A 24,362-nucleotide genomic window follows, 5' to 3' on the forward strand; every position below is an offset into this window, starting at 1 on the left:
AGCCATGTCGGCATGGTCGCCCACAACAATATGTTATGTTATAACGCTATGCAATGATGTTTTTCCTTTCGCCACGCTTGATCTTGAGGCTGGCAAACGGACAATCGGAGGTCTTCGACGGCACTTGCCAAGACCGTCAGATCACCTGAACGAGATCGCCATGAGTACACCTTCCTTCCGCACCGCCAGCCCGTCGGATGTCGACCGTTGCTTCCAGATCGAGACCGAGGCCTACGAAGGCGACGAGGCGGCCACCCGCGAAAAGATCGCGACGCGCATCGCCCAATACCCGCAAGGCTTCCTGATCATGGAACTCGATGGCCAGATCATCGGCTTCATCAACTGCGGCTGCGCCCACGACGTGGTCATGTCCGACGAGGCATTCAAGGAGCTGGTGGGCCACGATAGCCAGGCGCCCAATGCCGTCATCATGTCGGTGGTGGTCGACCCCGCGCACCAGGGCAAGGGCTATGCCACGACGATGATGGACACTTTCATCGAGCGCATGCGGGCCATGGGCAAACGCACCATTCACCTCATGTGCAAGGAGCGCCATGTGCCGCTGTACACACGCATGGGCTACCGCTATGTGAAGCCTTCGGCCTCTGACCATGGCGGCATGGCGTGGCATGAAATGGTGATGGAGCTGTGAGAGCTCTGGATTGAAGCAGAGGCGTTCGTGCACGGCCTGCAAAGAGACAGGACTGCGTTGCGGTCCTTTTGCGGTACCAGGTCGCTCCTGCAAGGGGCATGGAGCGAAAGCAAAAAGGGCGACCCTTTCGGATCGCCCTTTTCGTGCCCGGAACACCGGGGCTTGTATTTGGTAGGCACAATTGGACTCGAACCAACGACCCCCACCATGTCAAGGTGGTGCTCTAACCAACTGAGCTATGTGCCTGTCGTGTGGCGCGCATATTAAGGGGGTTACGAAAGCCTGTAAAGCGTTTTTTTCAAAAAAATCAAAAACTTTGCGCCAGCCCCCTTCGCCGTGTTTTGGCTCGTTTATTACGCCAGGCCATCCAGGAACGTGGCGGAAGGCACGAAGAACAATCCACCCGTGACCGCGCGGCTGTAATCGAGCAAGCGGTCATAGTTCCCGGGCGGCTTGCCGATGAACATGTTCTCGAGCATCTCCTCGATAGGCGCGGGCGAGCGTGCGTAACCGATGAAATAGGTGCCGAACTCCCCTGCCCCCGGACGCCCGAACGGCATGTTGTCGCGAAGGATCTTCACTTCCTGGCCGTCCTTGTCCAGGGTGGTCAGGGCGCTGTGGGAGCAACTGGGCTTGACCGAGGCATCCAGCTCGATATCCGACAGCTTGGTGCGGCCAATGATATTTTCCTGATCGGCGGTGGACAGTGCGTTCCACCCCGTCATGTCATGCAGGTACTTCTGCACGAGCACATAGCTGCCCCCCACGAACGACGGGTCTTCGTTGCCAACCAGGGTGAACTTGGCGACTTCGCGGCCGCTGGGGTTCTCCGTGCCGTCGACGAAGCCGATGATGCTGCGCATGTCGAAGTAGCGAAAACCCTGGACTTCATCGACGACCGTCACAGCCGCCCCCAGGCGTTTCATGACCTGCGCCGCCAACTCGAAGCACAAGTCCATCTGTTCGGCACGGATATGCAAGAGGATATCCCCGGGTGTGGCGACTGCCACACGCTCCCCGGTACCGATTTCGCGAAACGGGTGCAGCGATGCCGGGTATGGCGCGCCGAACAGCACACCCCAGGCCGTGGCGCCGAAACCCAGTACACAGGAAAGGTTGCCCGACGGTACGCGCTTGCCGACCGAACGGACCAGCCCGGCCAGGTCGCCACACAAGGCGCGCACGGTGTCACGGTGTTCGTTGCCCGGCATCAAGGTCGCCACGAGGAAGATCGCACTGCGGGTGATCGCGGTGTCGACCGCTTGGGGTTCGATCTCAGAAACGTTCATTGCATGCCCACCGCCTTGAGTGATCGTCAGGCGTTAGACGCTACACGCCATGGCGGGAGCATGCAATCAGGCCCTACCGCGACTTGCCCGTACTGCGAAACGCCAGGATGGCACCAGGGTTCTCGAACTTCGCTGTCGCGCTGCCCTTGTCATTGGTGCCCAGGCTGCTTTCGATATCCGTGGCCACGTAGATCACCTCACCGCTGGGGTCGACGGCGATATCCCGGTAGCGGTTCAGCGAGCGGAACACCGGCGTTGCATCGCCCATCGGCACGGTCTTGGAGCCATCGAGCTGGACCCGGTACACCACGCCACGCTTGAGGCTGGTGATCAGCAACGAGTTGCCCCAGCCTTTGGCAGCGTTACCGGACGCGGAGTAATAGGTGACCGAGGACGGCGCGATGGTGGGCCAGCAGATGTAGAACAGGTTGTTCTCTTTGCAGGCCGGCTGGTTGTAGACGTAGTCATTGCCGACGCTGAACAGCGTCTTGAGCGGCTCGACGAATGCCGTGGAAGACCATTGGGTTTCCTGCTGCACCGGAATGCCTTCCGGGACTTTCAGGCCGTTCTGGTACTGGTCTTCGTTGCCCTTGCAGCCACCTTTGGCAGCGCTGTAGTTGGCGTAGGCGTAACCCTGACCATCCTTGAAGCCGGCCACATAGGGCCAGCCGTAGTTGCCACCCTTGACGATGAGGTTGAGTTCGTCATCGCTGTTGGGGCCCTGCTCGGTGGCGAAGAGTTTGTCACCGACGAACACCATCCCCTGGACGTTGCGGATCCCGTAGGCATAGACGTGGCTCTTCACACCGTTGATCACCGGGTTGTCATCAGGTACCGACCCGTCCAGGTTCAGGCGCAGGATCTTGCCTGCGTAGTGAACCCAGTCGCTTTTGCTGACTTGCGCAGCGGTCGGCGTCATCTGCGCCTTGTTCTGTTCGCACAGGTAGGAGAGCTGGTTCGCGCCCTGGTCACCGATGGAGTAGTAGAGCTTGTCGTCCGGGCCGAAGAGCAGGCGTGCGCTCTGGTGGTCGCGGGCCGAGGGCAGGCCTTTGAGCAGGTCCGTAGCTTCGCCCAGGGTGTTGGTCTTGGCGTCGTAGGTGTAGCGACGGATCAGCGTGCGGTTGGGGAAAGCCTCGGAGTCGCCGCCGGCATAGGTCAGGGATACGTAGACATAGTCCTGCCCCGTGCCCTTGAGCAGCTGTGGGTGCAAGGCGATCCCGAGCAGGCCATCCTGTTCATGGTGCCCGTTGGCCGCTTGGGAGTGCACGGCATCGGCAACGGCGAGGGCGACTTTCACCTCACCGGTCTTGGGGTTCACGCGGGTGATCTTCCGGCTGACCTGCTCGGTCAGCCACAGGTAGCCGTCGGGGCCCAGGACCATATTGTGTGGGTTCGCCAAGCCCGTGGCGACAACACGCTTCTCGAAGCCTTCGGTAGCCGGAATCGGCGTTCCCGGCGCCGGCGGGGTATCGGCCATGGCCGTCAGCGACATGCCCGCCAGGTTGGCAACCAACAACAATGACCCCAGCCTCGCGAAGGTACGGGCTTCGCCGAGGCGGTTTTCAGACGTGCAATGGTTGAGCTTCATGCGATTTCCTCAGGGCTTTAGGCAAGCACCACGACACCTATGCCCCGGCAAGCCGGGGCTCGGCCTGTCAGCGATTGGCGAAGTACATCGTCACTTCGAAGCCAATGCGCAAGTCGGTATAGCTGGGTTTGCTCCACATCTCTCGATCTCCTCTGCTTGGATAAAGACGCGCTGGCGTCGTTGGGAAATTAGTGGACCCATTCCCGCTTCGCCAGGGGGGTGAATGGCACACAGCGTTCCATTTCCTGAACGAAAAAACCGAACGCCCGTTCGCGCTAGAACGGCAAGAGGTAACGCAAGGTGAGCTGGTTGCCTTCGGAACGGTTCCTCGCGCCCTGCTCGACATAGTAATTGGCGTAGAACATATGCCGCGCATGGTGGTACATCACCCCCGGACCAAAGGCCAGCACGCGCTCGCGGGAGTCGCTCTGCCGGTGGCCATCGACCCGGTCGGCCGATATCTGTTCCAGCTGATAGCCGGCAAGGCCTACGCGCCAGGCGTCGGACACCGCGTAGGAGACCGAGAAATTGCTGTGGATCGCTTCGCCCGGCTGGACGCTGTCGGCCTGCAGCCGGCTGGCCGGATCGTCGTTGCGGCTGGACCAGGCATAGTGAAGGCGCCCGCTGACTTCGAGGCGGTCGGTCAGCTCCCAGGTAAAGGCGTAGTGCGGGCTGACCACCCATAGGTTGCTGCCGGTGTTGAGGCTGGCGTCCCGGTCATAATCACCGGTCGGTGCAGTGATCACCAGGTTCAGGCGCTGCCAGTAGGGTCGCCCGAACAGTTGCACGGGGTCCCACTGCAGCAACAGGGGGCTGAAGATCAGGTCACCCTGGCGCGTGCGTGACGCGTCCGGGCCGTCGTCGATATCGACGTCCAGGTGCACCAGCGGCAACAGCACTTCCATCCCGTAGTTGGCGCCCAGGATCTTGTGCTCGGTGATATAGGCCAGGTGTGGCAGGACCGTGGTGCTGTGCACTTTCTGCCGCCCCGGCACCGCGCTGCCATGGGCGTCGGTGGCGTCTTGCGCACGGTAATGCTGGATCGGCAACTCGAACAGCATCCCGGGTCGCACGATCCCGTCCATGAAACTGGTATTGCCCAGCGGCAAGGGTGGAAGGCTGATGGCATCGGCGACGACCTCGGCACTGCCCAGGGCCGTGGCCAGTGACAACAGCGCGGCGGATTTTCTGCAAGGCCTCATCCAGGTCTCCTGAAGGCGTTCATGTAACGGTGCCAAACAGAAAACGTTAGTGATCTCTCACAACGGCCGCTAGAGCCCCTGGATGGGCCACAGCGTTCCGCCTGCAGAACGCGCTGCCAACGAAGCTCCGGACCTTAGCTCGACGGCAGGCCGGTCGCGGGTTTCAGCCCATCCAGGAACACCACGATGGCATCGTCGATGCGGCGCTGTCGTTCGACCTGGGTGGGCGTTTCCATGAAGCCCAGCAGGCAACGCAGCTGGAAGTCCCCCGTCAGCGCGTCGAGAAAGAGCACGGCGCGGGTCTGTGCATCCCCTGGGCACACGAGGCCTTCTTGGGCTGCCCATTCGAAATAATCCTGCAAGCAACCGTAGGCCGCACCCGGCGCAGCCTCGAAGAATGCCTTGGCCGCCTCCGGCGCCCGCAGCGCCTCGGCCACGATCAAGCGGTGGATGGCGATCGTGCGCGGGGCGAGCACCACCCCGAGGAAGGTTTCGGCAATGATGCGCAAAGCTTCGGCCAAGGGCTTGCGGGCCAGGTTCATGTGTTTGAGCGGATTGACGATCTCGTCACACAAGCGGGCGATAATCGCGGCGAACAGGCCATCCTTGTCACCGAAATAGGCATACAGCGTGCGCTTGGAGCCGCCGATGCGGGCAATGATCCCATCGACGCTGACGCCCGCGTAGCCCTCTTCCAGGAACATCTCCGTCGCCGCGGCGAGAATGCCTTCACGCTTTTCGACCTGCCGCTGACTCTCCACGCGCTCGCTCAAGCAACACCTCTTCATCGAATAACACATCACTATTTGATTTTGCGCCCCTTCCCACAGGCATCAGCGCTAGCGGCCTGTACTGCGCGCGCGGGCTCGCTTCATAGCCTACCTGCACCACGACTGGAGCTCCAGGCATGTAATGAAATCGAAGCGTCCACCACCCGCTCTATTCGAAAAACGTCTTAGCGCATTGATTGACACCCGCCACGACTAATGGGAATCTCGACGAAACGGTACGGTACCGTACCCTTTTACTGGAAACCTTGAACAACAATAACAGCGAGGTACAGATCATGCGTTTCGTACATTTTGTCCAAGGCACCACCAAGGGCCTGGCTGTGGAAACCGACAGTGGCTTGCGTGGCCTTACCGAGAACCTGCCAGGTTACCCCGGCTCGCTCCTGACGCTGCTCGGCCGTGGCCAGGAGGCGCTGCGTGAGGCCCATCAGCAACTGAGCCAGGCGCCCCAGCTCGATACCTCACGCATCCGTTACCTGCCCCCCATCGAGCGGCCTGGCAAGATCGTCTGCGTCGGCCTGAACTATGCCGACCACACCAAGGAAAGCCCCTACGAGCAGCCCAGCTACCCCACCTTCTTCCCGCGCTTTGCCACTTCCTTGGTTGGCCATGGCGAGGCCATCGTCCGCCCGCACGTTTCCGAACAGCTCGACTACGAAGGCGAGCTGGCCGTGATCATTGGCCGCCACGGCCGCCATATTCCGCAGGACCAGGCGCTGGAGCATGTCGCAGGCTATGCGATCTTCAACGAAGCGTCGGTGCGCGACTACCAGTTCAAGTCCCCGCAATGGACCATCGGCAAGAACTTCGATGCCACCGGTGCCTTCGGCCCGACCTTCGTCAGTGCCGATGAACTGCCGCCCGGCGCCCGCGGCCTGACCCTGACCACACGCCTGAACGGCAAGATCGAACAACAGGCCAACACCGCCGACATGGTCTTCGATTTGCCGCAGCTGATCAGCGTGCTCAGCGAGGCGGTGACCCTGGAGCCTGGCGATGTGATCGTCACCGGCACCCCGGCGGGCATCGGTTGGGCCCGCCGGCCGATGCTGTTCATGCAGCCTGGCGATGTCTGCACCGTCGAGATCGAAGGCCTCGGCACCCTGAGCAACCCGATCGTCGCCGAGACGCCGCCGGCCTGAGGCCGCGCCACAGTCGTTCGCCCAACCCCGTTCGCTTCCCGCAGGGACTTCCCCGACCGGCCCAGTGCCGTGTCGGTGATCCCGGCTGCCTGCGCCCGGACCGATTCGCGGTCCGCGCCTGCGGCCGCCTGGAAAAAGGCCCTGCCCGCGAATGCCCGAACCTGTCGACGGCCCTCTGCCAAGGAGCGCAGCCATGTTGCACATCAAAGACATCAACCATGTGGTCTACCAGCACACCGATCTTGACCGCCTCGAACGATTTTTGGGCGACTTCGGCCTGGTCGTCAGCCACCGAACCGAACAGCGCCTGTACCTGCGGGGCACCGGCCCCCTGCCCTACGTCTATATCGCCGAACGCGCCGATACCCCCGCGATGGGCGCCATCGCCTTCGCGGTCGAGTCCTTCGCCGACCTGCAGGCTGCCGAACGCCTGCCCGGGGCGTCGTCGATCCAGGCGCTGGCGCACCCGGGCGGTGGCCAGTGCGTGGTACTGCACGACCCCTCCGGTCGTCGCATCGAGCTGGTGCATGGCATCCAGCCCGTGGAGGCCCTCCCCCAACGCAGCGCGCTGGTGCTCAACTCGGCGGTGGAGAAACGCCGCTTCGGCGAAGTCCAGCGCCCCGGCAAGGGGCCGGCGCAGGTCATGCGCCTGGGCCATGTCGCCATCGGCGTAGTCGACATGCCCCGGATGATGGCCTGGTACCGCGATGTGCTCGGCATGCTGCCCTCGGACCTGATCGTCGAAGGCGACCAACAGTGCCCATCCGCTGCCTTCCTGCGCCTGGACCGTGGCGAGAACTGGACCGACCATCACACCATCGCACTGTTCCAGGCCGGGCGGGACGTGGTCCATCACGCCTCGTTCGAGGTGCAGGACTTCGATGCCCAGTGCCTGGGGCACGCCTGGATGAACGAGCAAGGCTGGACACCATTCTGGGGCGTCGGGCGCCATGTGCTCGGCAGCCAGATCTTCGATTACTGGCGCGACCCCTCGGGCAACCTCATCGAGCATTTCACCGACGGCGACCTGTTCAACCATGCCTCGCCCATGAACTGCACCCAGGCCTGCGACTCCAGCCTCTACCAGTGGGGCCCGCCGATGTCGGTGGAGTTCTTCCTGGGCGGTAGCAACGAAGGCGAAACCGTCACCCCCCGTTCGCTGGCCGAGCGCCAGCGCCATACCCGCTGACCACCAAGGAGTTCGGCACCATGAGACAGACACTGTCGGAACAGGGCCTGGACCTGCTGTTTCGCGAAGCCCGCAGCCAGAACGGCTGGCTCGACAAGCCCGTCGAGGACCACACCCTGCGCGCCATCTACGACCTGGTGCGCTGGGGCCCAACCAGCACCAATGGCTGCCCGGCGCGCATCGTCTTCCTGCGCAGCGCCCAGGCCAAGGCCCGGCTGCTGCCGGCGCTCGCCGCGGGCAACGTGGACAAGACCCTGAACGCGCCGGTCACCGCCATCATTGGCTATGACGCGGACTTTCACGAGCAACTGCCGAAGCTGTTCCCGCACAACCCGGGCATGCGCGACTGGTACGCCGCGCAGCCACACATGATCGAGGCTGCGGCGCTGCGCAACGGCTCGCTGCAAGGCGGCTACTTCATTCTCGCCGCCCGTGCCCTGGGCTTGGACTGCGGGCCGATGTCGGGCTTCGACCATGCCCAGGTCGAGGCCGAATTCTTCGGCGATGGCGGCAGCTTTCCCGGACAACGCGTCCGGGTCAATTTCCTCTGCAACCTCGGGTACGGCGACCCCGCCAAACTGTTCCCGCGAAGCCCGCGCCTGAGCTTCGAGGAAAGCTGCACCCTGCTGTAGACACCTCCTGGCCGGCGCCATGTGCGCCCGATGCCGTACACAACAAGAACAAGGAGAACACCATGCGGCACACCGACCCGACCCTTTCCTCCCACCACCGGCCGAACCGCTGAAGGAGCCCGACCATGCGCAGCATCTCGAAATGGCATGTGCTGGTGGGCGGTTTCCTCGCCTACCTGTTCGACGCAATGGAAATCATCCTGCTGACCATCGCACTGCCGGTGATCCAGCAGGACCTAGGGCTGACCATCGGCCAGGCCGGCATGCTCGCCTCGGCCACGCTGTTGGGCATCGGCATGAGCAGCATCACGACCGGGTGGTATTCGGACAACCACGGCCGGCGCAAGGCCTTGCTGCTGTCGCTGGTGAGCTTCGGCGCACTGACCATGGCGGTGGCCTGCACCCACAACTGGTACCTGCTGCTGGTATTGCGCTTCCTCTCGGGCCTTGGCCTGGGTGGCGTCTGGGGCATCGTCTCGGCCTACATCGCCGAAACCTGGCCTGTACACCAGCGGGCGCGCGCCACCGGTTTCGTGCTCAGCTCGTTCCCGGTGGGCGCGGCCATCGCGGCAATGGCCGGCAAAGCGTTCCTGCCGAACTGGCAGATGCTGTTCCTGGCGGCGGGGGTTTCGACCCTGATTCCGGTGCTGTACCTGTGGCTGTTCGTGCCCGAATCTCCCGAATGGAAAGCGCAGAAGAACGCGGCCCGCGCGGATGCGCCGGTGAATGCTTCGGTGCGTGAGATCTTCGGCCCAGGCCTGCTGCGCGTAACCTTGCTGGGCACTGCCGCGGCGAGCTGCTCGGTGATCGGTTTCTGGGGCGCCAGCACTTGGTTGCCGACCTACCTGATACACGAACGAGGGCTTGCGATCGGCATGATGGCGCATTTCATGACCATCCTGAACATCGGCGCCTTCATCGGGATCAATGCCTTTGGCCTGATCGCCGACCGTATCGGCAAGCGCAACGCCACCTTGCTGTCGCTGCTGGGCAGCGCGGTGATGCTGGCACTCTATGCGCTGACCACCGACAACCAAGTCCTGTTCTGGCTGGGCCCGGTGTACGCCTTCTTCTATGCCTTCGCCAGCCTGTTCGCCTCGTACTTCAGCGCCTTGTATCCCGTGCGTGTGCGCACCATCGGTGCCGGCTTCTGCTTCAACTTCGGCCGCGGCCTCGCCGCCTTCGCGCCCCTGTTGCTCAGCGGTATCGCCACCCAGCACAGCCTGGGGCTGGGGCTGCTGGTATGCGCAGGCTTCTTCGCCATGGGCATGCTGATCATGTGCTTCATGCCCCAAACCGACGTGCCGCTCGGCAGCCGGGCAACCCCGCTGAAACCGGCCGACACCGCTTCATCCTGACCACCCACCCGTAATCGCAGCCTGCAAGCCCGGCACCTGTGACGTGCCAGGAAGAAGCTGCTCGCCTGGAGAAAACCCCATGATCACCTTGCAGCACTTCATCGATGGACACCTCAGCGAAGGCCGCAGCGGCCGCTTCGCCGACATCTGCAACCCCGCCACCGGCCAGCGCAGCGCCCGGGTTCCATTGGCCAGCGCCGAGGAACTGGACCAGGCGGTTGCCGCAGCCAAGGCCGCCTTCCCGGCCTGGTCGGCCACCACGCCCCTGCGCCGCGCACGCATTCTCAGCCGCTTCAAGGAACTGCTGGAACACAATGCCGAACGGCTCGCCGCGTTGATCACCGCCGAGCACGGCAAGGTGCACTCCGATGCCATGGGCGAGGTCGTGCGCGGTATCGAAGTGGTCGAGTTCGCCTGCGGCGCACCGCACCTGCTCAAGGGCGAAGTCAGCGAAAACATCGGCAGCCACATCGACTCACACGCCATGCGCCAGGCGCTGGGCGTGGTCGCGGGCATCACGCCGTTCAACTTCCCTGCCATGGTCGCCTTGTGGATGTTCCCGGTGGCCCTGGCCTGCGGCAATACCTTCGTGCTCAAGCCCTCCGAGCGCGACCCCTCGGCGGCCCTGCTGCTGGCACAGCTGCTGGCCGAGGCGGGCTTGCCGGCTGGCGTGTTCAACGTGGTCAACGGCGACAAGGCGGCGGTCGATGCGATCCTTGCCCACCCCGACGTGCAGGCCGTGAGCTTCGTCGGTTCCACGCCCATCGCACGGCACATCTATGCCACCGGCGCGGCCAACGGCAAGCGCGTGCAGGCACTGGGCGGCGCGAAGAACCACATGGTGGTGATGCCCGACGCCGACCTGGACAAAGCCGCCGATGCGCTGATGGGCGCCGCCTATGGCGCCGCCGGCGAGCGCTGCATGGCGATCTCGATTGCGGTGGCAGTGGGCGATGCCACCGCCGACGCGCTGATCGAGCGCCTGGCGCCACGGGTCCGCGCGCTGAAGGTCGGCCCCGGTACCGACCCAAGCGCAGAAATGGGCCCGCTGATCACCCGCGAACACCTCGAACGCGTACGCGGCTACGTCGATATCGGCGTCGCCGAAGGCGCCACGCTGGTGGTCGATGGCCGCCAGTTCCGCATGCAGCAACCTGGCTTCGAGGGTGGTTTCTACCTCGGTGGCAGCCTGTTCGACGACGTCACCTCGCACATGCGCATCTATCAGGAAGAGATCTTCGGCCCGGTCCTTGGCGTGGTGCGGGTGCAGAGCTACCAGGAGGCGGTGGCGCTGATCAACGCGCACCAATACGCCAACGGCACCGCCATCTTCACCCGCGACGGCGACTCGGCGCGCATGTTCGGCCATGAGATCCAGGTCGGCATGGTCGGTATCAACGTGCCGATCCCGGTGCCCATGGCCTTCCACAGCTTCGGTGGCTGGAAGAACTCGCTGTTCGGCGACCACCACATGCATGGCCCTGAAGGCGTGCGCTTCTACACCCGCCTCAAGACCATCACCTCGCGCTGGATGAGCGGCATCCGCACCGGTGCCGACTTCGTCATGCCGACCATGAAGTGACCCCTGGGCAGTCCTGGACTGCCCTTCCCCCGCCGCCTCACATGCAGGCGGCAACCAACCCGGAAACGCACCTAGATGAACGCAGAACAATTACAAGAACGCATTTGCAAGGTACTGACCGCACTCTCCCTGGGCACGCTCGCCACCACCTGCCAAGCCGCCGAATGGAGCGACACATTCATCGGCTTTCGCTACGGCCAGCACTTCAGCGAACCGCCCGTGGGCAAGAAGATTCAGAAGGAGATCTACCAGCTCGGCCATACCCGCGGCAACGACTGGGGCATGGATTTCTTCAACCTCGATGTGCTCAAGTCCGACGCCAACGACCCGAAGAAAGACAGCGACTCCGGCGCCGTGGAAGCCTACCTGGCCTACCGTCACCAGCTGTACCTGAGCAAGGTCTTCGACCGTTCGCTGCGCTACGGCCCGATCAAGGACATCGCCCTGAGCGGCGGCGTCGAGCTGAACTACAAGAACACCGACTTCTCCACCCGCAAGCGCCAGCTGCTGGTAGGGCCCACGCTCAAGTTCGACGTGCCCGGCTACCTGGACCTGAGCCTGTTCTACTCCATGGAGTGGAACCATTGCGGGCTGTCGGCCTGCAAGACAGAGAACATCGAGTTCGACCCGTACTATGTGGTGCACTTGGCATGGGGCTACCCGTTCCAGGTGGGCGAGGTGCCATTCAAGTTCCACGGTTTCGCCAGCTACAAGACCGAGAAAGGCAAAGACTACTTCCACGACGATACCGGTGAAGAGAGCCTGGTGCGCGGTGCGTTGATGGTCGACGTCGGCAAGCTGGCCGCCGGCGTCAGGAACACCTTCTGGGTCGGGCCCGGATACGAGTGGTGGCACCACAAGTACGGTGCGGTGAACAAACCTGGCGTCAACACCCGGGCACCGACGCTGCATATGGAGTGGCACTTCTAGCCCGATGCCCCCTCTGGTCTGCCCCAAGGGTTGGATTGGGTGTCCAACTTCCTGGGGCAGTCCACTCTACAGGAGCGTGCGAGCCCAATAGCCGTCAGAACAGGCTGATCGGATAGTCGACGATCAACCGGTACTCATCGGCGCTGGAGTTGCCCCGGGTATTGCCCGGTGCGGTATAGCCACCCCCTTCGCGATGGGCCGCCCAGCGCAGGGTCAACGACAGGTCCTTGGCCGGCCCCGACGGCACCTGGTATTTGAGGGCAAGGTCACGCTCCCAGTGTTTGGCGTGCTTGCCATCGGGGTTGTAGATATAGCCATAGCCGATGCTGTCCGGGTCCACTCGGGTCAGGTCCGCCTCACCCCGTGTGTAGGTCGCGATGAACTGCAGCGACGGCGCCCCGAGCACCGCCAGGTTCGTTTCGTACTGCAGCCGCCAGGACTTTTCGCCCGGGCCATTGAAGTCGGCGAATTGCTGGGAATTGCTCAGGTACAGGAAGATCCGGTCGTTCTGGGTGATGTAGTCGAACGGCGTACGGCCATCGACCTTCTGCAGGCCCAAGGTCAAAGTCTGGCCATAGGCCGTCGCACTGATACCGCCGCTGTAGGTGTCATTGTCGATGGCGCCCAATTGGCTACGCCCTTCGTCCCGGGTCTTGTAGTAATGCAGGTAGGGCTTGAGCACGAGCGCATCATTGACCCGAAACACGTGCGAGATTCCCAGGTAGTACTGGTTCCACATGTCCTCGAGCTGGCCACCGTAGGCCGTCAGCTGCAGCCCTCGAGGATGGTCGTAGACACCCCCAACCCAGCCGATATGCGGGCTTTCGCGGTCCGCAGCCACGCCTGCACGGTTGCGCGCGCCATAGGCCGTGACCAGGTGGGAATGGCCGCTCTGGTTGCGCAAGCGTGTGGACTCGACGAACCCCGCATCCAACCACAGGCCCTGGACGCTATGGTTCTTCAGCGTGACGCCACGATACGACTGAGGAAACAGCCGGCTCGTCCCGCTCGCCACGATCGGCGTCTCGACCAACTGGTCGCCCGCCTTCACCAAGGTGTCGTGGTACCTGAGCTTGAGCGCCGCACCGGCACTGGAAAACTCATCCCCAGGCCTGAGCGAGGCGTCCAGCGGGAGCAGGCCAGCGCCGCCACTGCCGCCGCCGCCATCGAGCTTGACCCCGAGGAAGGCATGGGCGTCTACGCCCACCCCGACCGGCGTATCGGTGAAGCCGGATCTGAACGAAAACAGAAAACCCTGGGCCCACTCCGTCGGGTCGCGGCTGACCAGGTCGGAGTGGTTATCGCGCTGGAAATAGTAATTCCTGACCAGCGCATCCAGGCGTGCGCCTTCGACCAACCCTGGCGCGATGCCGAGCTCCACCGCCTGCCGTTCGTTGATGCCGGTGAAGATGGTGTCCTTCTGGCCCAGGGCGTTATCGGCCTGGGCCGGTGAAGCCAACACCAGGCCCAGGCTCAACGGGGCGAACAGCCAGCACTTGCCAAGCGCACGAGCCGCCATCGCCGAGCGCCTCATGCTTGCCAGGGAATGGCCGGCGCGGTCAGGCGCGGCCCATCGAAACCGCTGACCTCGCCAAACCTGGCACCACCCCGCTCCCATTCTTCCTGGGCCTGGGCGATCTCGGCCTTGCTGTGGCCGACGAAGTTCCACCACAAGAAGATTTCCTCCTCGAACGGCAAGCCGCCCAGCACAATGGCACGTGCGCCGGCAGAAGCCTCAAGGTCGAGGGTGTCCAGGCCGCGTCCAAGGTAGGCGAGCTCGTTTTCGCCGAATACTTCGCCATTGACCCGCCACTGCCCGCTCAAGGGCAGCACGCCATATTCATACCGGGCATCCAGGGCAAGCCCGGTATCCACTGCGCTCTGGGCCACCAAGTCCAGGCCTACCAGAGGCGAGAAGATGCAGGTAGGCGCCTTGTACTGGTCGAATGCCCCGGCCAATAGGGTCAGCTCCAAGCCATCGACCCGCCATTTCGGCAGGTCCGCATAATGGTTGAAGGCCGGCGGGCGCTCCCGTGCCGCGTTCGGTAACGCGATCCACAACTGTACGGCATGCAACCGATCCTGCCCCTCGAGCGATTCCTCGGTATGCGTGATCCCGTATCCGGCAGTCATCAGGTTCACCTGGCCGGGACGGATCACCTGGGTGTTGCCCAGGCTGTCGCGATGCAACACCTGGCCTTCGATCATCCAGGTAAAGGTCTGCAGGCCGATGTGTGGGTGCGGCCCTACGCGCAAACCATGATCCGACTCGAAGACCGCCGGCCCAGCATGGTCCAGGAAACACCAGGCGCCAATCATTCGCCGGTGCCGAGAAGGCAACAGGCGGCTGACGGGAATGCCGCCGCCGACTTCGGCACTGCGCGAAGTAATCCGCTGGATCGCCCGGACCCCATCGTTGATCGGACAATCGCGCGAGGGCGACAACTCACTGTGGGTTTCGTGGGTGCTCATGTACTGCTCCTGTGGCGTGCAAGCCGCATGTGCCTGCGAAAGGTGCGGCCTTCGCCTTGTAACGGCTCCGACCCTATACAGTAGTTGCCCAACGGGCCGCGCGGTAGATCGACACATCACCCTTCAGCGTTCCATTTGGTGAACACCCACGCCCACGAAAGGGCGCTCCTCGTCTCACCATTGACGGCCTGGGGTAGGCGCGCCAGAGGGTTATTGGCTAACGTAGACCTTTTTGCCGCATACCGAGCCCCTCCATGACCCAGAAGTTGTCTTCACCCACCGGTGCCCCCTGCGTCTCGACCGAAGACGGCTACGTGGTGGTGCGGGGCGCCCGTGAACACAACCTGAAGGACGTGGATGTAGCCATCCCGCGCAATGCGCTGGTGGTGTTTTCCGGGGTGTCCGGCTCAGGCAAGTCTTCGCTGGCCTTCGGCACGCTGTACGCCGAGGCCCAGCGCCGCTATTTCGAGTCGGTGGCGCCCTACGCCAGGCGCCTGATCGACCAGGTGGGTATTCCGGACGTCGATGCCATCGAGGGCCTGCCGCCGGCGGTCGCGTTGCAGCAACAGCGTGGGGCGAGCAACGCGCGCTCTTCGGTCGGCAGCGTGACAGGCCTGTCCAGCCTGGTGCGGATGATGTACTCACGCGCTGGCAGCTACCCGCCCGAGCAGCCCATGCTGTATGCCGAGGATTTCTCGCCGAACACCCCACAGGGCGCCTGCCCGGCCTGCCATGGCCTGGGCCACGTGTATGAAGTCACCGAAGCGACCATGGTACCTGACCCGACCCTGAGCATCCGCGACCGGGCCATCGTCGCCTGGCCACCGGCCTGGCACGGGCAGAACCTGCGTGACATCCTGGTCACTCTCGGCTACGACGTGGACCGCCCCTGGAAGGACCTGCCGAAGAAAGACCGCGAGTGGATCCTGTTCACCGAAGAAACACCCACGGTGCCGGTGTATGCCGGGCTGTCCCCCGCCGAAACCCGCGAAGCGCTCAAACGCAAGCTCGAACCCAGCTACATGGGCACCTTCACCGGCGCCCGGCGCTATGTGTTGCATACCTTCGCCAATACCCAGAGCGCCCTGATGCGCAAACGCGTGTCACGCTTCATGGAGGGCCAACCCTGTGCCACCTGCGGCGGCAAGCGCCTGAAGCCCGAGGCGCTGTCGGTGACTTTCGCCGGGGTGGATATCGGTACCCTGGCGCACATGCCGCTGGACCAGGTGGCAGGCCTGCTCGAACCGGCCAGTCGCGGCGAAGCCGACAGCCACGACGCGCTGTCGGCAGAAAAACAGCTGGCCGCCCGGCGCCTGGCCGAAGGCGTACTGGGTCGTCTGCGCACCCTGCGACACCTGGGGCTGGGCTACCTTACCCTGGACCGTGCCACGCCGACCCTGTCGACAGGCGAGCTGCAGCGGCTGCGCCTGGCCACCCAGTTGAGTGCGCTGCTGTTCGGTGTGGTCTATGTGCTCGACGAACCCTCGGCAGGCCTGCACCCGTCCGACAGCCAGGCGCTCTACGACGCCCTCGACCGCCTGCGCGACGCCGGCAACTCGGTGTTCGTGGTGGAGCACGACCTGGAACTGATGCGTCGGGCCCAATGGCTGGTGGACGTGGGCCCGGATGCCGGTGAACGCGGCGGACGGGTGCTCTACAGCGGCGCCCCGGCAGGCCTGCGCGAAGTGGCCGGCTCACACACCGCCCGCTACCTGTTCGACCAATCGCCCGCACCTGCCAGCCGAGCCCGTGTGCCCACGGGTTGGTTGGCCCTGAACACTATTCATCGCCACAACCTGGCGGGGGTCGATGCCCGTATACCGCTGGGCGTGCTCACCGCGGTCACCGGTATCTCCGGCTCCGGCAAGTCGAGCCTCGCAGCCCAGGCGTTGCCAGAGCTGATGCTGCTGCATCTTGGGCACGAGCCGGAAACCGACAATAGCGACGCTGCGCCCGAAGGGCCCACGGTGATCGAGCGCACCCACGGCCACCTGGGCGGCGACGTGGATGCCGTACAGCGCGTCGTACAGGTGGACCAGAAGCCGATCGGCCGCACCCCACGCTCGAACCTGGCCACCTACACCGGCCTGTTCGATCCGGTCCGCAAGCTGTTCGCCGCCACCGCCGAAGCCCGTCGCCGCGGTTACGACGCGGGCCGCTTCTCGTTCAATGTGGCCAAGGGCCGTTGCGATACCTGCGAAGGTGAAGGCTTCGTCAGCGTCGAGCTGTTGTTCATGCCCAGCGTCTACGCCCCCTGCCCCACCTGCCATGGCGACCGCTACAACGAAGACACCCTCGCGATACGCTGGCACGACCGCAGCATCGCCGACGTGCTGCGCATGACCGTCGAGCAGGCCTGCGACTTCTTTGCCGGTGAAGACGCCGTGCTGCGCTCGCTGCAGGTGCTGCGCGAAATCGGCCTGGGCTACCTGCGCCTGGGCCAGCCGGCCACCGAGCTGTCCGGCGGCGAGGCGCAGCGCATCAAGCTGGCCACCGAGCTGCAACGCAGCCAGCGCGGCCGCACCCTGTATGTACTCGACGAACCCACCACCGGCCTGCACGTGGCCGATGCCGACCGCTTGATGGCGCAATTGCAACGCCTGGTCGAGGCCGGCAACAGCGTGGTGATGATCGAACACGACATGCGCATGGTGGCGCAGGCCGACTGGGTCATCGACATCGGGCCAGGCGCCGGCCACGCCGGCGGGCGCATCGTGGCAGCCGGCCCCGCACATGAGGTGGCCCAGGCTCAGGGCAGCCGCACGGCACCTTACCTGGCCCAGGAACTTGCACGCGGCGCGACTAAGCGCTGACGGAGCCCGCCACGTCCATCAACCAGGCATGCACCAGCGCCGCCGCTTCCGACAGGGGGCGGCGGTCGGTATTCAGCAGGTGATAGGACATACCCTCCAGCACCGGCTCGTCTGCCACCTGCAACACGCCCATGCGCAGTTCTTCCTCGACCAGCAGCACGCTCAACAGCGCCACACCCTGCCCGGCCACGGCAGCCTGGATGGCATGGCTTTCCTCGGAATAGCGTATGCCCGTCGACATGTCTCCGGCCGCGCGCCCCTTCGCCCGTGCCCAGGCGCGCCACGTGAGGTCCAGCGCTTGCGGTCGATGCCAATCGAAATGAATCAAAGGCCATTGCGCCACATCCTTGCCAACCCGAGCGAGCAGGGCCGGGTTGGCGACCGGCGCAAAGCGGTCTTCGAGCAGCAACCTGGCCGTGACACCCGGGTAGCGGCCGTGCCCATAGCGGATCGCCAGGTCGACGGTTCCACTATCCAGATCGACCGGCGCGTTGGACGCCAGCACATGCAGGTCGATCTGCGGATGCGCGTGCTGGAACGCCGCCAGCTTGGGTACCAGCCACTTGGTGGCGAACGCGGGCGTCGCCGACAAGGTGACCGACGCCCGGCGAGGCCTGCGTATCTGCTCCACTGCACCGGCCATTGCCTGGAACCCGCTGCTCACCGCCGCGGCCAATACCAGCCCGTCTGCTGTCAGCTCGACCGCACGCACCTTGCGCACGAACAGCGGGCGCTCGAGGTCATCTTCCAGCACTCTGATGCGGTGGCTGATCGCCGTCGCGGTCACGGCCAGTTCATCGGCAGCCTTCTTGAAACTGCGCAGCCGCGCTGCCGCTTCAAAGGCTCGCAATGCACTCAGGGACGGAAGGCGAATGGCCATTATGGATGACTCCAGATCATCTGTTGACTGAACAATCATCGTTTGTAGCCCGAGAGCTTTCAACACAGACTCCTCATCAATGAACAAACGTCATCCATAAGGAGTCTTGCCCATGACCACGCTTCTACACATCGATGCTAGTGCCCGTCCGGGCGCATCCGACACGACGCCCCACGGCTCGCATACCCGGCGATTGAGCGCACGCTTCGTCGAGCAGTGGATTACGCGCCACCCAGATACGAACGTGATCTACCGTGACGTGGGCCAGCAGCCCCCTCCCCCTGTCTCCGGTCGCTGGATACATGCGGCGTTCACCCCCGAAGCCGCACGCCAGGACTGGATGCACGAGGTATTGCGCACCAGCGACATGCTGATCGACGAACTGCTTGAGGCCGACCTGATCGTGGTCGGCGTGCCGATGTACAACTTCGGTCCGCCGGCACAGTTCAAGGCCTATATCGACAACATCGTGCGGGTGGGGCGCACCTTCGGCTTCGACCGCAGCCGCCATGGCGAGCCCTACTGGCCACTGCTGGCCGATGCCGGCAAGCGCCTGGTGATCCTGTCATCACGGGGAGACTACGGCTACCAGGCGGGTGGGCGCCTGGGCGAGCGCAACCATGTCGAGGCCTCGATCCGCACGGCGTTCGCCTACATTGGCGTGACCGATACCCATGGTGCGTACATCGAATACGACGAGTTCGGTGACGAGCGCCTGGCGGAATCGATCAGGCAGGCGGAGACGAATGTGGACCGGTTGGTGGAGAAACTGGGTAGCGGTTCACCGTCCCCCGCCCCCACCTCGGCCGCTCGTGAGACAGGTGTACCGGCGTAATAACGACAGTTAAAAAAGCAAAAAAAGGGCGACCCTTTCGGATCGCCCTTCTCACGCCCGGAAAACCGGGGCTTTTGTTTGGTAGGCACAATTGGACTCGAACCAACGACCCCCACCATGTCAAGGTGGTGCTCTAACCAACTGAGCTATGTGCCTGTCGATGTGGGCGCATTCTACGCGTTCCCAAACGGCTGTCAACTGTTTTTTTCACGCTAACCCACTGAATCCTAAAACTATTTAGCGAAAGGAGCCTGCCCAGGGGCCGAGTAAAGGATTTTCAACGGACGACTAGCGGGTGTTTATTATTATTGATAGCATCGGTACATTCGTTAAAAATATAAAACACGAGGTTTCCTTAGCATGGCCAACACCCCCTACCCCCAGTCCTACTACGCCGCCTCGGCCAACCCGGTGCCGCCACGTCCGGCGCTGCAGGGTGAGGTGGAGACCGATGTCTGCATCATCGGCGCCGGCTACACCGGCCTGTCCAGCGCCTTGTTCCTGCTGGAGAACGGCTTCAAGGTGAGCATCGTCGAAGCGGCCAAGGTCGGCTTCGGTGCGTCGGGCCGCAACGGCGGCCAGATCGTCAACAGCTACAGCCGCGACATCGATGTCATCGAACGCACCGTCGGTCCTAAGCAGGCACAACTGCTGGGCCAGATGGCCTTCGAAGGCGGCCGCATCATCCGTGAGCGCGTGGCCAAGTACAACATCCAGTGCGACCTGAAGGACGGCGGTGTCTTCGCCGCCCTCACCGCCAAGCAGATGGGCCACCTGGAGTCGCAAAAGCGCCTGTGGGAGCGTTTCGGTCACACCCAGCTGGAGCTGATGGACCAGAAGCGCATCCGTGAAGTGGTGGCCTGCGACAACTATGTCGGCGGCATGCTGGACATGAGCGGTGGCCACATCCACCCATTGAACCTGGCCTTGGGCGAAGCCGCCGCAGTCGAGTCGCTGGGCGGCATCATCTATGAACAGACCCCGGCCGTGCGCATCGAGCGTGGCGCCAGCCCGGTCGTGCACACCCCGCAAGGCAAGGTGCGCGCCAAGTTCATCATCGTCGCTGGCAACGCCTACCTGGGCAATCTGGTGCCGGAACTGGCCGCCAAGTCCATGCCATGCGGCACCCAGGTGATCACCACCGAGCCGCTGGGCGAAGAACTGGCTCGCACCCTGCTGCCCCAGGACTACTGTGTCGAGGACTGCAACTACCTGCTCGACTACTACCGCCTGACCAGCGACAAGCGCCTGATCTTCGGCGGTGGCGTGGTGTACGGTGCCCGTGATCCGGCGAACATCGAGGCGATCATCCGCCCGAAGATGCTCAAGGCCTTCCCGCAGCTCAAGAACGTGAAGATCGACTACGCCTGGACCGGTAACTTCCTGCTGACCCTGTCGCGCCTGCCGCAGGTCGGCCGTATCGGCGACAACATCTACTACTCCCAGGGCTGCTCCGGCCATGGCGTGACCTATACCCATCTGGCGGGCAAGGTGCTGGCCGAGGCCCTGCGCGGCCAGGCCGAGCGCTTCGATGCCTTCGCCGGCCTGCCGCACTACCCGTTCCCGGGTGGCCAGCTGTTGCGCGTGCCGTTCAGCGCGCTGGGTGCCTGGTACTACAGCCTGCGGGACCGCCTGGGTATCTGATTTGTCGCCTGCCTAGGCCCGACCTCGGCGCTTCGGCGCCCCGGACAAGCCCGCCCCTACAGGCCGATCCAAGATCCTGTGGGGGCGGGCTTGTCCGCGATGAGGCCAGCGCGATTACTGCCCTATGCTGCGAACGGCCTGCTTCGCCGCGATCTCCTGGCCCGCCCTGGCCAGCTCATCGGCCGCCTGCAGCCAACGCTGCCGGTCCACCTGGGCCGGCAGTTGCCGCGGTGGTTGTACCAGCACCGCCCAATTCCCCTCCTTCGCCCACGCAGCTTCGAAGTCATCGAAGGCCATCAACTGGCGACGCTGCATCCCCGAGCGCAACAGCACGCGCTGCTTGTAGCTGTCATAGCCGATCAGCACCGCATAGCGCGGTTCGCTCCACCAGGCCGACCCCTCCTCGTAGCGCAGCAGCACCGGATTGCCCGCTGCCACCTGGGTCAGCAAGGCATCCAGGCGTTTGTCCAGGGGATAGACCACCATGCCGTATTCACGGGCCACCTTGGGAATGCGCTGCCCCAACGCATCGGCGCCCTGCGGCAGGTTCAAGGGCTTGTCCAGCAGACCGGGGGTCACCACGACGCCCTGTTGCGACAGCAGTGCCGCCAAGGCCATGGCGCCGCTGTGGTTGGCCTTGCCACGGTAGAACGGCATGCTGCTGATCTCGACCCGCTGCGGCAGGCCCTTGGCGATCGGCGACGGGCCGCCGGCGCAACCGGCGAGGCTGGTGGCGACCAGGCAAGCGGCCAGCAGGCAGCGTGTGGAAGTGAAGGTTCGTTGCAACATGGACACTCGCTTGTTCCTCGCCAGGCAGGCAGCGCCCGGCCCCGGGCTCCGATCATAGGCCTGGCGCGTGCCTGGGTATAGCCCGGGGCCTGCTTGGAACGAAACGGCCCAAGGGAATAGACCTTCGGTCAATGGAACGTCACGGGCTGCGAGCTAGACTAAAGCAGTGTCTGGAAGGCGAGCCCCGCGCCCGCCCGAGCGAAGGAGGCACATATGAGCCTGACCATGGCAATCCTGATGCTGGTGGGAATGTGGTTGAGCGTCGCCGCCGCCATGCTGTGGGGTGTATTGCGCATCGTGCGCCGCCACGCCCATCACCACCTGCCGCCACAGACCCCGCCCAAGCCACAACCTGCGCGCCATGCGCGGCGCCATGCAGGGGCGCACTGACCGGATGATCTCGGGCTGCCATGCAGCCCTATCGCGACACAAAGCCGCTGCCACAGGTACAACACACCCCATCGTGCTGTACCTGTGGCAGCGGCTTTGTGTCGCGAAAAGGGGCGCCGTGCGCCCCTTCTTGCATCAGCCTTCGGCAGCCTCACGCTTGAGCCGCGCCCGACGCGCCATGATGTTGAGCACTTCGATCGCCGTCGAGAATGCCATCGCCGCGTACACATACCCCTTCGGCACATGGGCACCGAAGCCTTCGGCGATCAGGGTCATGCCGATCATGATCAGGAAGCCCAGGGCCAGCATCACCACGGTCGGGTTGTCGTTGATGAACTTGGCCAGCGGGTCGGCCGCCACCAGCATCACCACCACGGCACTGATCACGGCGATGATCATGATCGGCAGGTGTTCGGTCATGCCCACGGCGGTGATGATGCTGTCGATCGAGAAGACGATGTCGAGCATCAGGATCTGGCCGATCGCGGCGGCGAAGCCCAAGGTCACGGTCGAGCCGGCCTTGGCTTCTTCCTTGGCGCCGTGAGGGTCGACGTTTTCATGGATCTCTTTGGTCGCCTTCCACAGCAGGAACAGGCCACCGGCAATGAGGATCATGTCCTTCCACGAGAAGCTGTGGCCGAACACGTCGATCACCGGCTCCGTCAGCTGGACGATCCAGGCCACGGTCGAAAGCAGCGCCAGGCGCATGACCAGCGCCATGCTGATACCGATGCGTCTCGCCTTGGAGCGGTAGGCCTGCGGCAGCTTGTTGGTCAGGATGGAGATGAAGATCAGGTTGTCGATGCCCAACACGATCTCCATGGCCACCAGGGTGGCCAGAGCAACCCAGGCGGCGGGGCTTGCAGCCAGTTCCAGCAAATATTCCATTATCAAATCCTTTCAGCGGGCCGGGCTCAGATGCCCTGGGTCTTGTCTTGGTTGGCGTCGGCCTTGGGCTGGGTACCCTCAGGGTGAAGGGTATCGCTCAGGGCTTGCTGGGCAGCCTCGTTGGTCTTGTCGATGGCCTGTTTGGCCGACTCGGCAGCCTGGTTGAGCATCTGCTGGGCGGATTTCTCGGCCTGGTCGCAGCCTGCCAGGCTGAACAGGGCCAAGGCCAGCACCAGCGGCGTGCCAATGGATTTGAATTGCAACATGGGGTCCTCGCTTGTCGATATCCCGGCGGCGCACGAAACGCCTGATGGGGTCGCATTCTAAAGACCGCGATACATCAGGAAAATTCGTATTTTCAGCGGTTATACTTCGGTTTTTACGAACAGAGACCCCAGCGGATGCTCAACTACCGCCAACTCCACTACTTCTGGGTGGTGGCCAAGACCGGCAGCATCGCCCGCGCCAGCGAGCAACTGAACCTCACGCCACAGACCATCAGCGGGCAGATCAGCCTGTTCGAGCAGACCTACAGCCTGGAGCTGTTTCAGCGGGTCGGCCGGCAATTGGAGTTGACCGAGACCGGCCGCCAGGCCCTGGGCTACGCCGAGCAGATGTTCCAGATCGGCAGCGAACTCGAAGCCCTGCTGCGGGCCGGCCCCCAGGAGCAGATCCTGTTTCGCGTAGGCGTGGCCGACGTGGTCCCCAAGTCCATCGTCTACCGCTTGCTGGCCCCGACCATGGAGCTGGACAACGTGCTGCGCATCAACTGCCGTGAAGACAAGCTCGAGCGTCTGCTCGCCGACCTTGCGATCCAGCGCCTGGACCTGGTGATCTCCGACAGCCCTATGCCCAGCCATCTGGATATCAAAGGCTATAGCCAGAAGCTCGGCGAATGCGGCCTGAGCTTCTTCGCCACCCCGGCACTGGCCGACCAGCACGACCAGCCCTTCCCCGCCTGTCTGGATGATGCGCCCTTGCTGATTCCCGGCCAGGAAACCGTGCTGCGCAGCCGCCTGCTGCGCTGGCTGGCGGAACAGCACGTACAGCCACGCATCATCGGCGAGTTCGACGACAGCGCATTGATGCAGGCCTTCGGGCAGTCCGGTAGCGGTATATTCGTCGCGCCCAGTGTGATTGCCGAGGAAGTCTGCCGGCAATATGGGGTGCGCCTGATCGGCCAGACCGAAGCGGTGAACGAGTCGTTCTATGCCATTTCGGTGGAACGCAAGGTGACCCACCCCGGGATCGTGGCCATCACCGAGGGGGCACGGCGGGAGCTGTTCCATTGGTGAT

23 protein-coding genes and 2 tRNA genes are annotated in these 24,362 nt (G+C 63.9%); 12 read left to right on the plus strand and 13 right to left on the minus strand.

Features of this window, described 5'->3' with window-relative positions; genetic code table 11:
- The first annotated feature begins 160 nt into the window (after nt 1-160).
- Nucleotides 161-652, plus strand: coding sequence for a GNAT family N-acetyltransferase (locus tag ACNFCI_RS09435; protein WP_368829107.1), 492 nt, complete (start codon nt 161-163; stop codon nt 650-652).
- A 169-nt stretch (nt 653-821) separates the two neighbouring features.
- Here the strand turns inward: ACNFCI_RS09435 and ACNFCI_RS09440 are convergent.
- From ACNFCI_RS09440 to ACNFCI_RS09465, 6 genes are all read right to left on the minus strand, one after another.
- Nucleotides 822-898 (minus strand) — tRNA-Val (locus ACNFCI_RS09440).
- 107 nt (nt 899-1,005) lie between these two features.
- The gene (locus ACNFCI_RS09445) at nt 1,006-1,941 is read right to left on the minus strand and encodes a Dyp-type peroxidase (protein ID WP_084855612.1); all 936 of its coding nucleotides are present in this window, start codon (nt 1,939-1,941) and stop codon (nt 1,006-1,008) included.
- A gap of 73 nt (nt 1,942-2,014) precedes the next feature.
- Nucleotides 2,015-3,529 (minus strand): glucose/sorbosone family PQQ-dependent dehydrogenase, encoded by a 1,515-nt coding sequence (locus tag ACNFCI_RS09450; RefSeq protein ID WP_368829108.1) that lies wholly within the window; start codon nt 3,527-3,529, stop codon nt 2,015-2,017.
- 67 nt (nt 3,530-3,596) lie between these two features.
- Nucleotides 3,597-3,668: a pyrroloquinoline quinone precursor peptide PqqA gene (pqqA, locus tag ACNFCI_RS09455; protein WP_084855788.1), complete on the minus strand. Its 72-nt coding sequence runs from the start codon at nt 3,666-3,668 to the stop codon at nt 3,597-3,599.
- A 136-nt stretch (nt 3,669-3,804) separates the two neighbouring features.
- Nucleotides 3,805-4,731, minus strand: coding sequence for a SphA family protein (locus ACNFCI_RS09460; protein WP_084855614.1), 927 nt, complete (start codon nt 4,729-4,731; stop codon nt 3,805-3,807).
- A gap of 134 nt (nt 4,732-4,865) precedes the next feature.
- Nucleotides 4,866-5,504 (minus strand): TetR/AcrR family transcriptional regulator, encoded by a 639-nt coding sequence (locus tag ACNFCI_RS09465; protein ID WP_368829109.1) that lies wholly within the window; start codon nt 5,502-5,504, stop codon nt 4,866-4,868.
- A 293-nt stretch (nt 5,505-5,797) separates the two neighbouring features.
- On the opposite strand from ACNFCI_RS09465, the gene ACNFCI_RS09470 reads away from it, so the two are divergent.
- The 6 genes from ACNFCI_RS09470 to ACNFCI_RS09495 all read left to right on the plus strand — a co-directional run bounded on the left by ACNFCI_RS09470 (nt 5,798) and on the right by ACNFCI_RS09495 (nt 12,355).
- Nucleotides 5,798-6,664, plus strand: a complete 867-nt coding sequence (locus tag ACNFCI_RS09470; protein WP_416767864.1) for a fumarylacetoacetate hydrolase family protein — start codon at nt 5,798-5,800, stop codon at nt 6,662-6,664.
- Between the two features lie 193 nt (nt 6,665-6,857).
- Nucleotides 6,858-7,853 carry a 2,4,5-trihydroxytoluene oxygenase gene (locus tag ACNFCI_RS09475; RefSeq protein ID WP_084855616.1) on the plus strand — a complete coding sequence of 332 codons (996 nt, stop codon included), beginning with the start codon at nt 6,858-6,860 and terminating at the stop codon, nt 7,851-7,853.
- 20 nt (nt 7,854-7,873) lie between these two features.
- Complete coding sequence (locus tag ACNFCI_RS09480; RefSeq protein WP_324812673.1) at nt 7,874-8,485, plus strand: malonic semialdehyde reductase; 612 nt, start codon at nt 7,874-7,876, stop codon at nt 8,483-8,485.
- Between the two features lie 125 nt (nt 8,486-8,610).
- Nucleotides 8,611-9,843: an MFS transporter gene (locus tag ACNFCI_RS09485; protein WP_368829110.1), complete on the plus strand. Its 1,233-nt coding sequence runs from the start codon at nt 8,611-8,613 to the stop codon at nt 9,841-9,843.
- A gap of 79 nt (nt 9,844-9,922) precedes the next feature.
- The gene (locus ACNFCI_RS09490) at nt 9,923-11,425 is read left to right on the plus strand and encodes a CoA-acylating methylmalonate-semialdehyde dehydrogenase (protein ID WP_084855619.1); all 1,503 of its coding nucleotides are present in this window, start codon (nt 9,923-9,925) and stop codon (nt 11,423-11,425) included.
- A 75-nt stretch (nt 11,426-11,500) separates the two neighbouring features.
- Nucleotides 11,501-12,355: a hypothetical protein gene (locus tag ACNFCI_RS09495; RefSeq protein WP_368829111.1), complete on the plus strand. Its 855-nt coding sequence runs from the start codon at nt 11,501-11,503 to the stop codon at nt 12,353-12,355.
- A gap of 94 nt (nt 12,356-12,449) precedes the next feature.
- Here ACNFCI_RS09495 and ACNFCI_RS09500 read toward each other — a convergent pair whose 3' ends face one another.
- Both ACNFCI_RS09500 and ACNFCI_RS09505 read right to left on the minus strand, forming a co-directional pair.
- On the minus strand, nt 12,450-13,874 hold the full coding sequence (locus tag ACNFCI_RS09500; RefSeq protein ID WP_368829112.1) for an OprD family porin: 1,425 nt from the start codon (nt 13,872-13,874) through the stop codon (nt 12,450-12,452).
- A gap of 11 nt (nt 13,875-13,885) precedes the next feature.
- Nucleotides 13,886-14,827: a pirin family protein gene (locus tag ACNFCI_RS09505; RefSeq protein ID WP_368829113.1), complete on the minus strand. Its 942-nt coding sequence runs from the start codon at nt 14,825-14,827 to the stop codon at nt 13,886-13,888.
- A 254-nt stretch (nt 14,828-15,081) separates the two neighbouring features.
- On the opposite strand from ACNFCI_RS09505, the gene ACNFCI_RS09510 reads away from it, so the two are divergent.
- Nucleotides 15,082-17,640, plus strand: coding sequence for an excinuclease ABC subunit A (locus ACNFCI_RS09510; RefSeq protein ID WP_368829114.1), 2,559 nt, complete (start codon nt 15,082-15,084; stop codon nt 17,638-17,640).
- Here ACNFCI_RS09510 and ACNFCI_RS09515 read toward each other — a convergent pair.
- A complete protein-coding gene (locus ACNFCI_RS09515) occupies nt 17,630-18,520 on the minus strand; it encodes a LysR substrate-binding domain-containing protein (RefSeq protein ID WP_368829115.1) in 891 nt (296 codons plus the stop codon). The two genes, ACNFCI_RS09510 and ACNFCI_RS09515, sit on opposite strands and share 11 nt — an antisense overlap.
- Nucleotides 18,521-18,632: 112 nt before the next feature.
- Between ACNFCI_RS09515 and ACNFCI_RS09520 the strand changes: the two genes are divergently transcribed.
- A complete protein-coding gene (locus ACNFCI_RS09520) occupies nt 18,633-19,355 on the plus strand; it encodes an FMN-dependent NADH-azoreductase (protein ID WP_368829116.1) in 723 nt (240 codons plus the stop codon).
- Nucleotides 19,356-19,434: 79 nt separating this feature from the next.
- Here the strand turns inward: ACNFCI_RS09520 and ACNFCI_RS09525 are convergent.
- Nucleotides 19,435-19,511 (minus strand) — tRNA-Val (locus ACNFCI_RS09525).
- 204 nt (nt 19,512-19,715) lie between these two features.
- Between ACNFCI_RS09525 and ACNFCI_RS09530 the strand changes: the two genes are divergently transcribed.
- Nucleotides 19,716-20,999: an NAD(P)/FAD-dependent oxidoreductase gene (locus ACNFCI_RS09530; protein WP_368829117.1), complete on the plus strand. Its 1,284-nt coding sequence runs from the start codon at nt 19,716-19,718 to the stop codon at nt 20,997-20,999.
- A gap of 114 nt (nt 21,000-21,113) precedes the next feature.
- Here the strand turns inward: ACNFCI_RS09530 and ACNFCI_RS09535 are convergent, their stop codons facing one another.
- Nucleotides 21,114-21,788 (minus strand): peptidase C39 family protein, encoded by a 675-nt coding sequence (locus ACNFCI_RS09535; RefSeq protein WP_368829118.1) that lies wholly within the window; start codon nt 21,786-21,788, stop codon nt 21,114-21,116.
- A gap of 213 nt (nt 21,789-22,001) precedes the next feature.
- Between ACNFCI_RS09535 and ACNFCI_RS09540 the strand changes: the two genes are divergently transcribed.
- Nucleotides 22,002-22,178 (plus strand): hypothetical protein, encoded by a 177-nt coding sequence (locus tag ACNFCI_RS09540; RefSeq protein WP_172402976.1) that lies wholly within the window; start codon nt 22,002-22,004, stop codon nt 22,176-22,178.
- 135 nt (nt 22,179-22,313) lie between these two features.
- On the opposite strand, the gene ACNFCI_RS09545 is transcribed toward ACNFCI_RS09540, so the two are convergent.
- Together ACNFCI_RS09545 and ACNFCI_RS09550 are read right to left on the minus strand one after the other, a co-directional pair.
- Entirely contained in the window at nt 22,314-23,066 is a 753-nt protein-coding gene (locus ACNFCI_RS09545; RefSeq protein ID WP_084855628.1) for a TerC family protein, read from the minus strand.
- A gap of 26 nt (nt 23,067-23,092) precedes the next feature.
- Nucleotides 23,093-23,332, minus strand: coding sequence for a hypothetical protein (locus tag ACNFCI_RS09550; protein WP_324812696.1), 240 nt, complete (start codon nt 23,330-23,332; stop codon nt 23,093-23,095).
- Nucleotides 23,333-23,467: 135 nt separating this feature from the next.
- Here ACNFCI_RS09550 and nhaR point away from each other — a divergent pair, with 135 nt between their 5' ends.
- Nucleotides 23,468-24,361, plus strand: a complete 894-nt coding sequence (gene nhaR, locus ACNFCI_RS09555) for a transcriptional activator NhaR (RefSeq protein WP_084855630.1) — start codon at nt 23,468-23,470, stop codon at nt 24,359-24,361.
- The last annotated feature ends 1 nt before the right edge of the window (nt 24,362 follow it).

It is taken from the genome of Pseudomonas sp. NY15356 (assembly GCF_048068175.1).
GTDB classification, from domain to species: Bacteria; Pseudomonadota; Gammaproteobacteria; order Pseudomonadales; family Pseudomonadaceae; genus Aquipseudomonas; species Aquipseudomonas putida_K.

Coding starts and splice junctions, on each gene's coding strand:
- ACNFCI_RS09490 (WP_084855619.1), top strand. CDS start 9,923: ATGATCACCTTGCAGCACTTCATCGATGGACACCTCAGCGAAGGCCGC.
- ACNFCI_RS09550 (WP_324812696.1), bottom strand. CDS start 23,332: ATGTTGCAATTCAAATCCATTGGCACGCCGCTGGTGCTGGCCTTGGCC.
- ACNFCI_RS09470 (WP_416767864.1), top strand. CDS start 5,798: ATGCGTTTCGTACATTTTGTCCAAGGCACCACCAAGGGCCTGGCTGTG.
- ACNFCI_RS09535 (WP_368829118.1), bottom strand. CDS start 21,788: ATGTTGCAACGAACCTTCACTTCCACACGCTGCCTGCTGGCCGCTTGC.
- ACNFCI_RS09545 (WP_084855628.1), bottom strand. CDS start 23,066: ATGGAATATTTGCTGGAACTGGCTGCAAGCCCCGCCGCCTGGGTTGCT.
- ACNFCI_RS09505 (WP_368829113.1), bottom strand. CDS start 14,827: ATGAGCACCCACGAAACCCACAGTGAGTTGTCGCCCTCGCGCGATTGT.
- ACNFCI_RS09495 (WP_368829111.1), top strand. CDS start 11,501: ATGAACGCAGAACAATTACAAGAACGCATTTGCAAGGTACTGACCGCA.
- ACNFCI_RS09510 (WP_368829114.1), top strand. CDS start 15,082: ATGACCCAGAAGTTGTCTTCACCCACCGGTGCCCCCTGCGTCTCGACC.
- ACNFCI_RS09450 (WP_368829108.1), bottom strand. CDS start 3,529: ATGAAGCTCAACCATTGCACGTCTGAAAACCGCCTCGGCGAAGCCCGT.
- ACNFCI_RS09445 (WP_084855612.1), bottom strand. CDS start 1,941: ATGAACGTTTCTGAGATCGAACCCCAAGCGGTCGACACCGCGATCACC.
- ACNFCI_RS09460 (WP_084855614.1), bottom strand. CDS start 4,731: ATGAGGCCTTGCAGAAAATCCGCCGCGCTGTTGTCACTGGCCACGGCC.
- ACNFCI_RS09515 (WP_368829115.1), bottom strand. CDS start 18,520: ATGGCCATTCGCCTTCCGTCCCTGAGTGCATTGCGAGCCTTTGAAGCG.
- ACNFCI_RS09520 (WP_368829116.1), top strand. CDS start 18,633: ATGACCACGCTTCTACACATCGATGCTAGTGCCCGTCCGGGCGCATCC.
- ACNFCI_RS09475 (WP_084855616.1), top strand. CDS start 6,858: ATGTTGCACATCAAAGACATCAACCATGTGGTCTACCAGCACACCGAT.
- ACNFCI_RS09540 (WP_172402976.1), top strand. CDS start 22,002: ATGAGCCTGACCATGGCAATCCTGATGCTGGTGGGAATGTGGTTGAGC.
- ACNFCI_RS09480 (WP_324812673.1), top strand. CDS start 7,874: ATGAGACAGACACTGTCGGAACAGGGCCTGGACCTGCTGTTTCGCGAA.
- ACNFCI_RS09500 (WP_368829112.1), bottom strand. CDS start 13,874: ATGGCGGCTCGTGCGCTTGGCAAGTGCTGGCTGTTCGCCCCGTTGAGC.
- ACNFCI_RS09485 (WP_368829110.1), top strand. CDS start 8,611: ATGCGCAGCATCTCGAAATGGCATGTGCTGGTGGGCGGTTTCCTCGCC.
- ACNFCI_RS09435 (WP_368829107.1), top strand. CDS start 161: ATGAGTACACCTTCCTTCCGCACCGCCAGCCCGTCGGATGTCGACCGT.
- ACNFCI_RS09530 (WP_368829117.1), top strand. CDS start 19,716: ATGGCCAACACCCCCTACCCCCAGTCCTACTACGCCGCCTCGGCCAAC.
- nhaR (WP_084855630.1), top strand. CDS start 23,468: ATGCTCAACTACCGCCAACTCCACTACTTCTGGGTGGTGGCCAAGACC.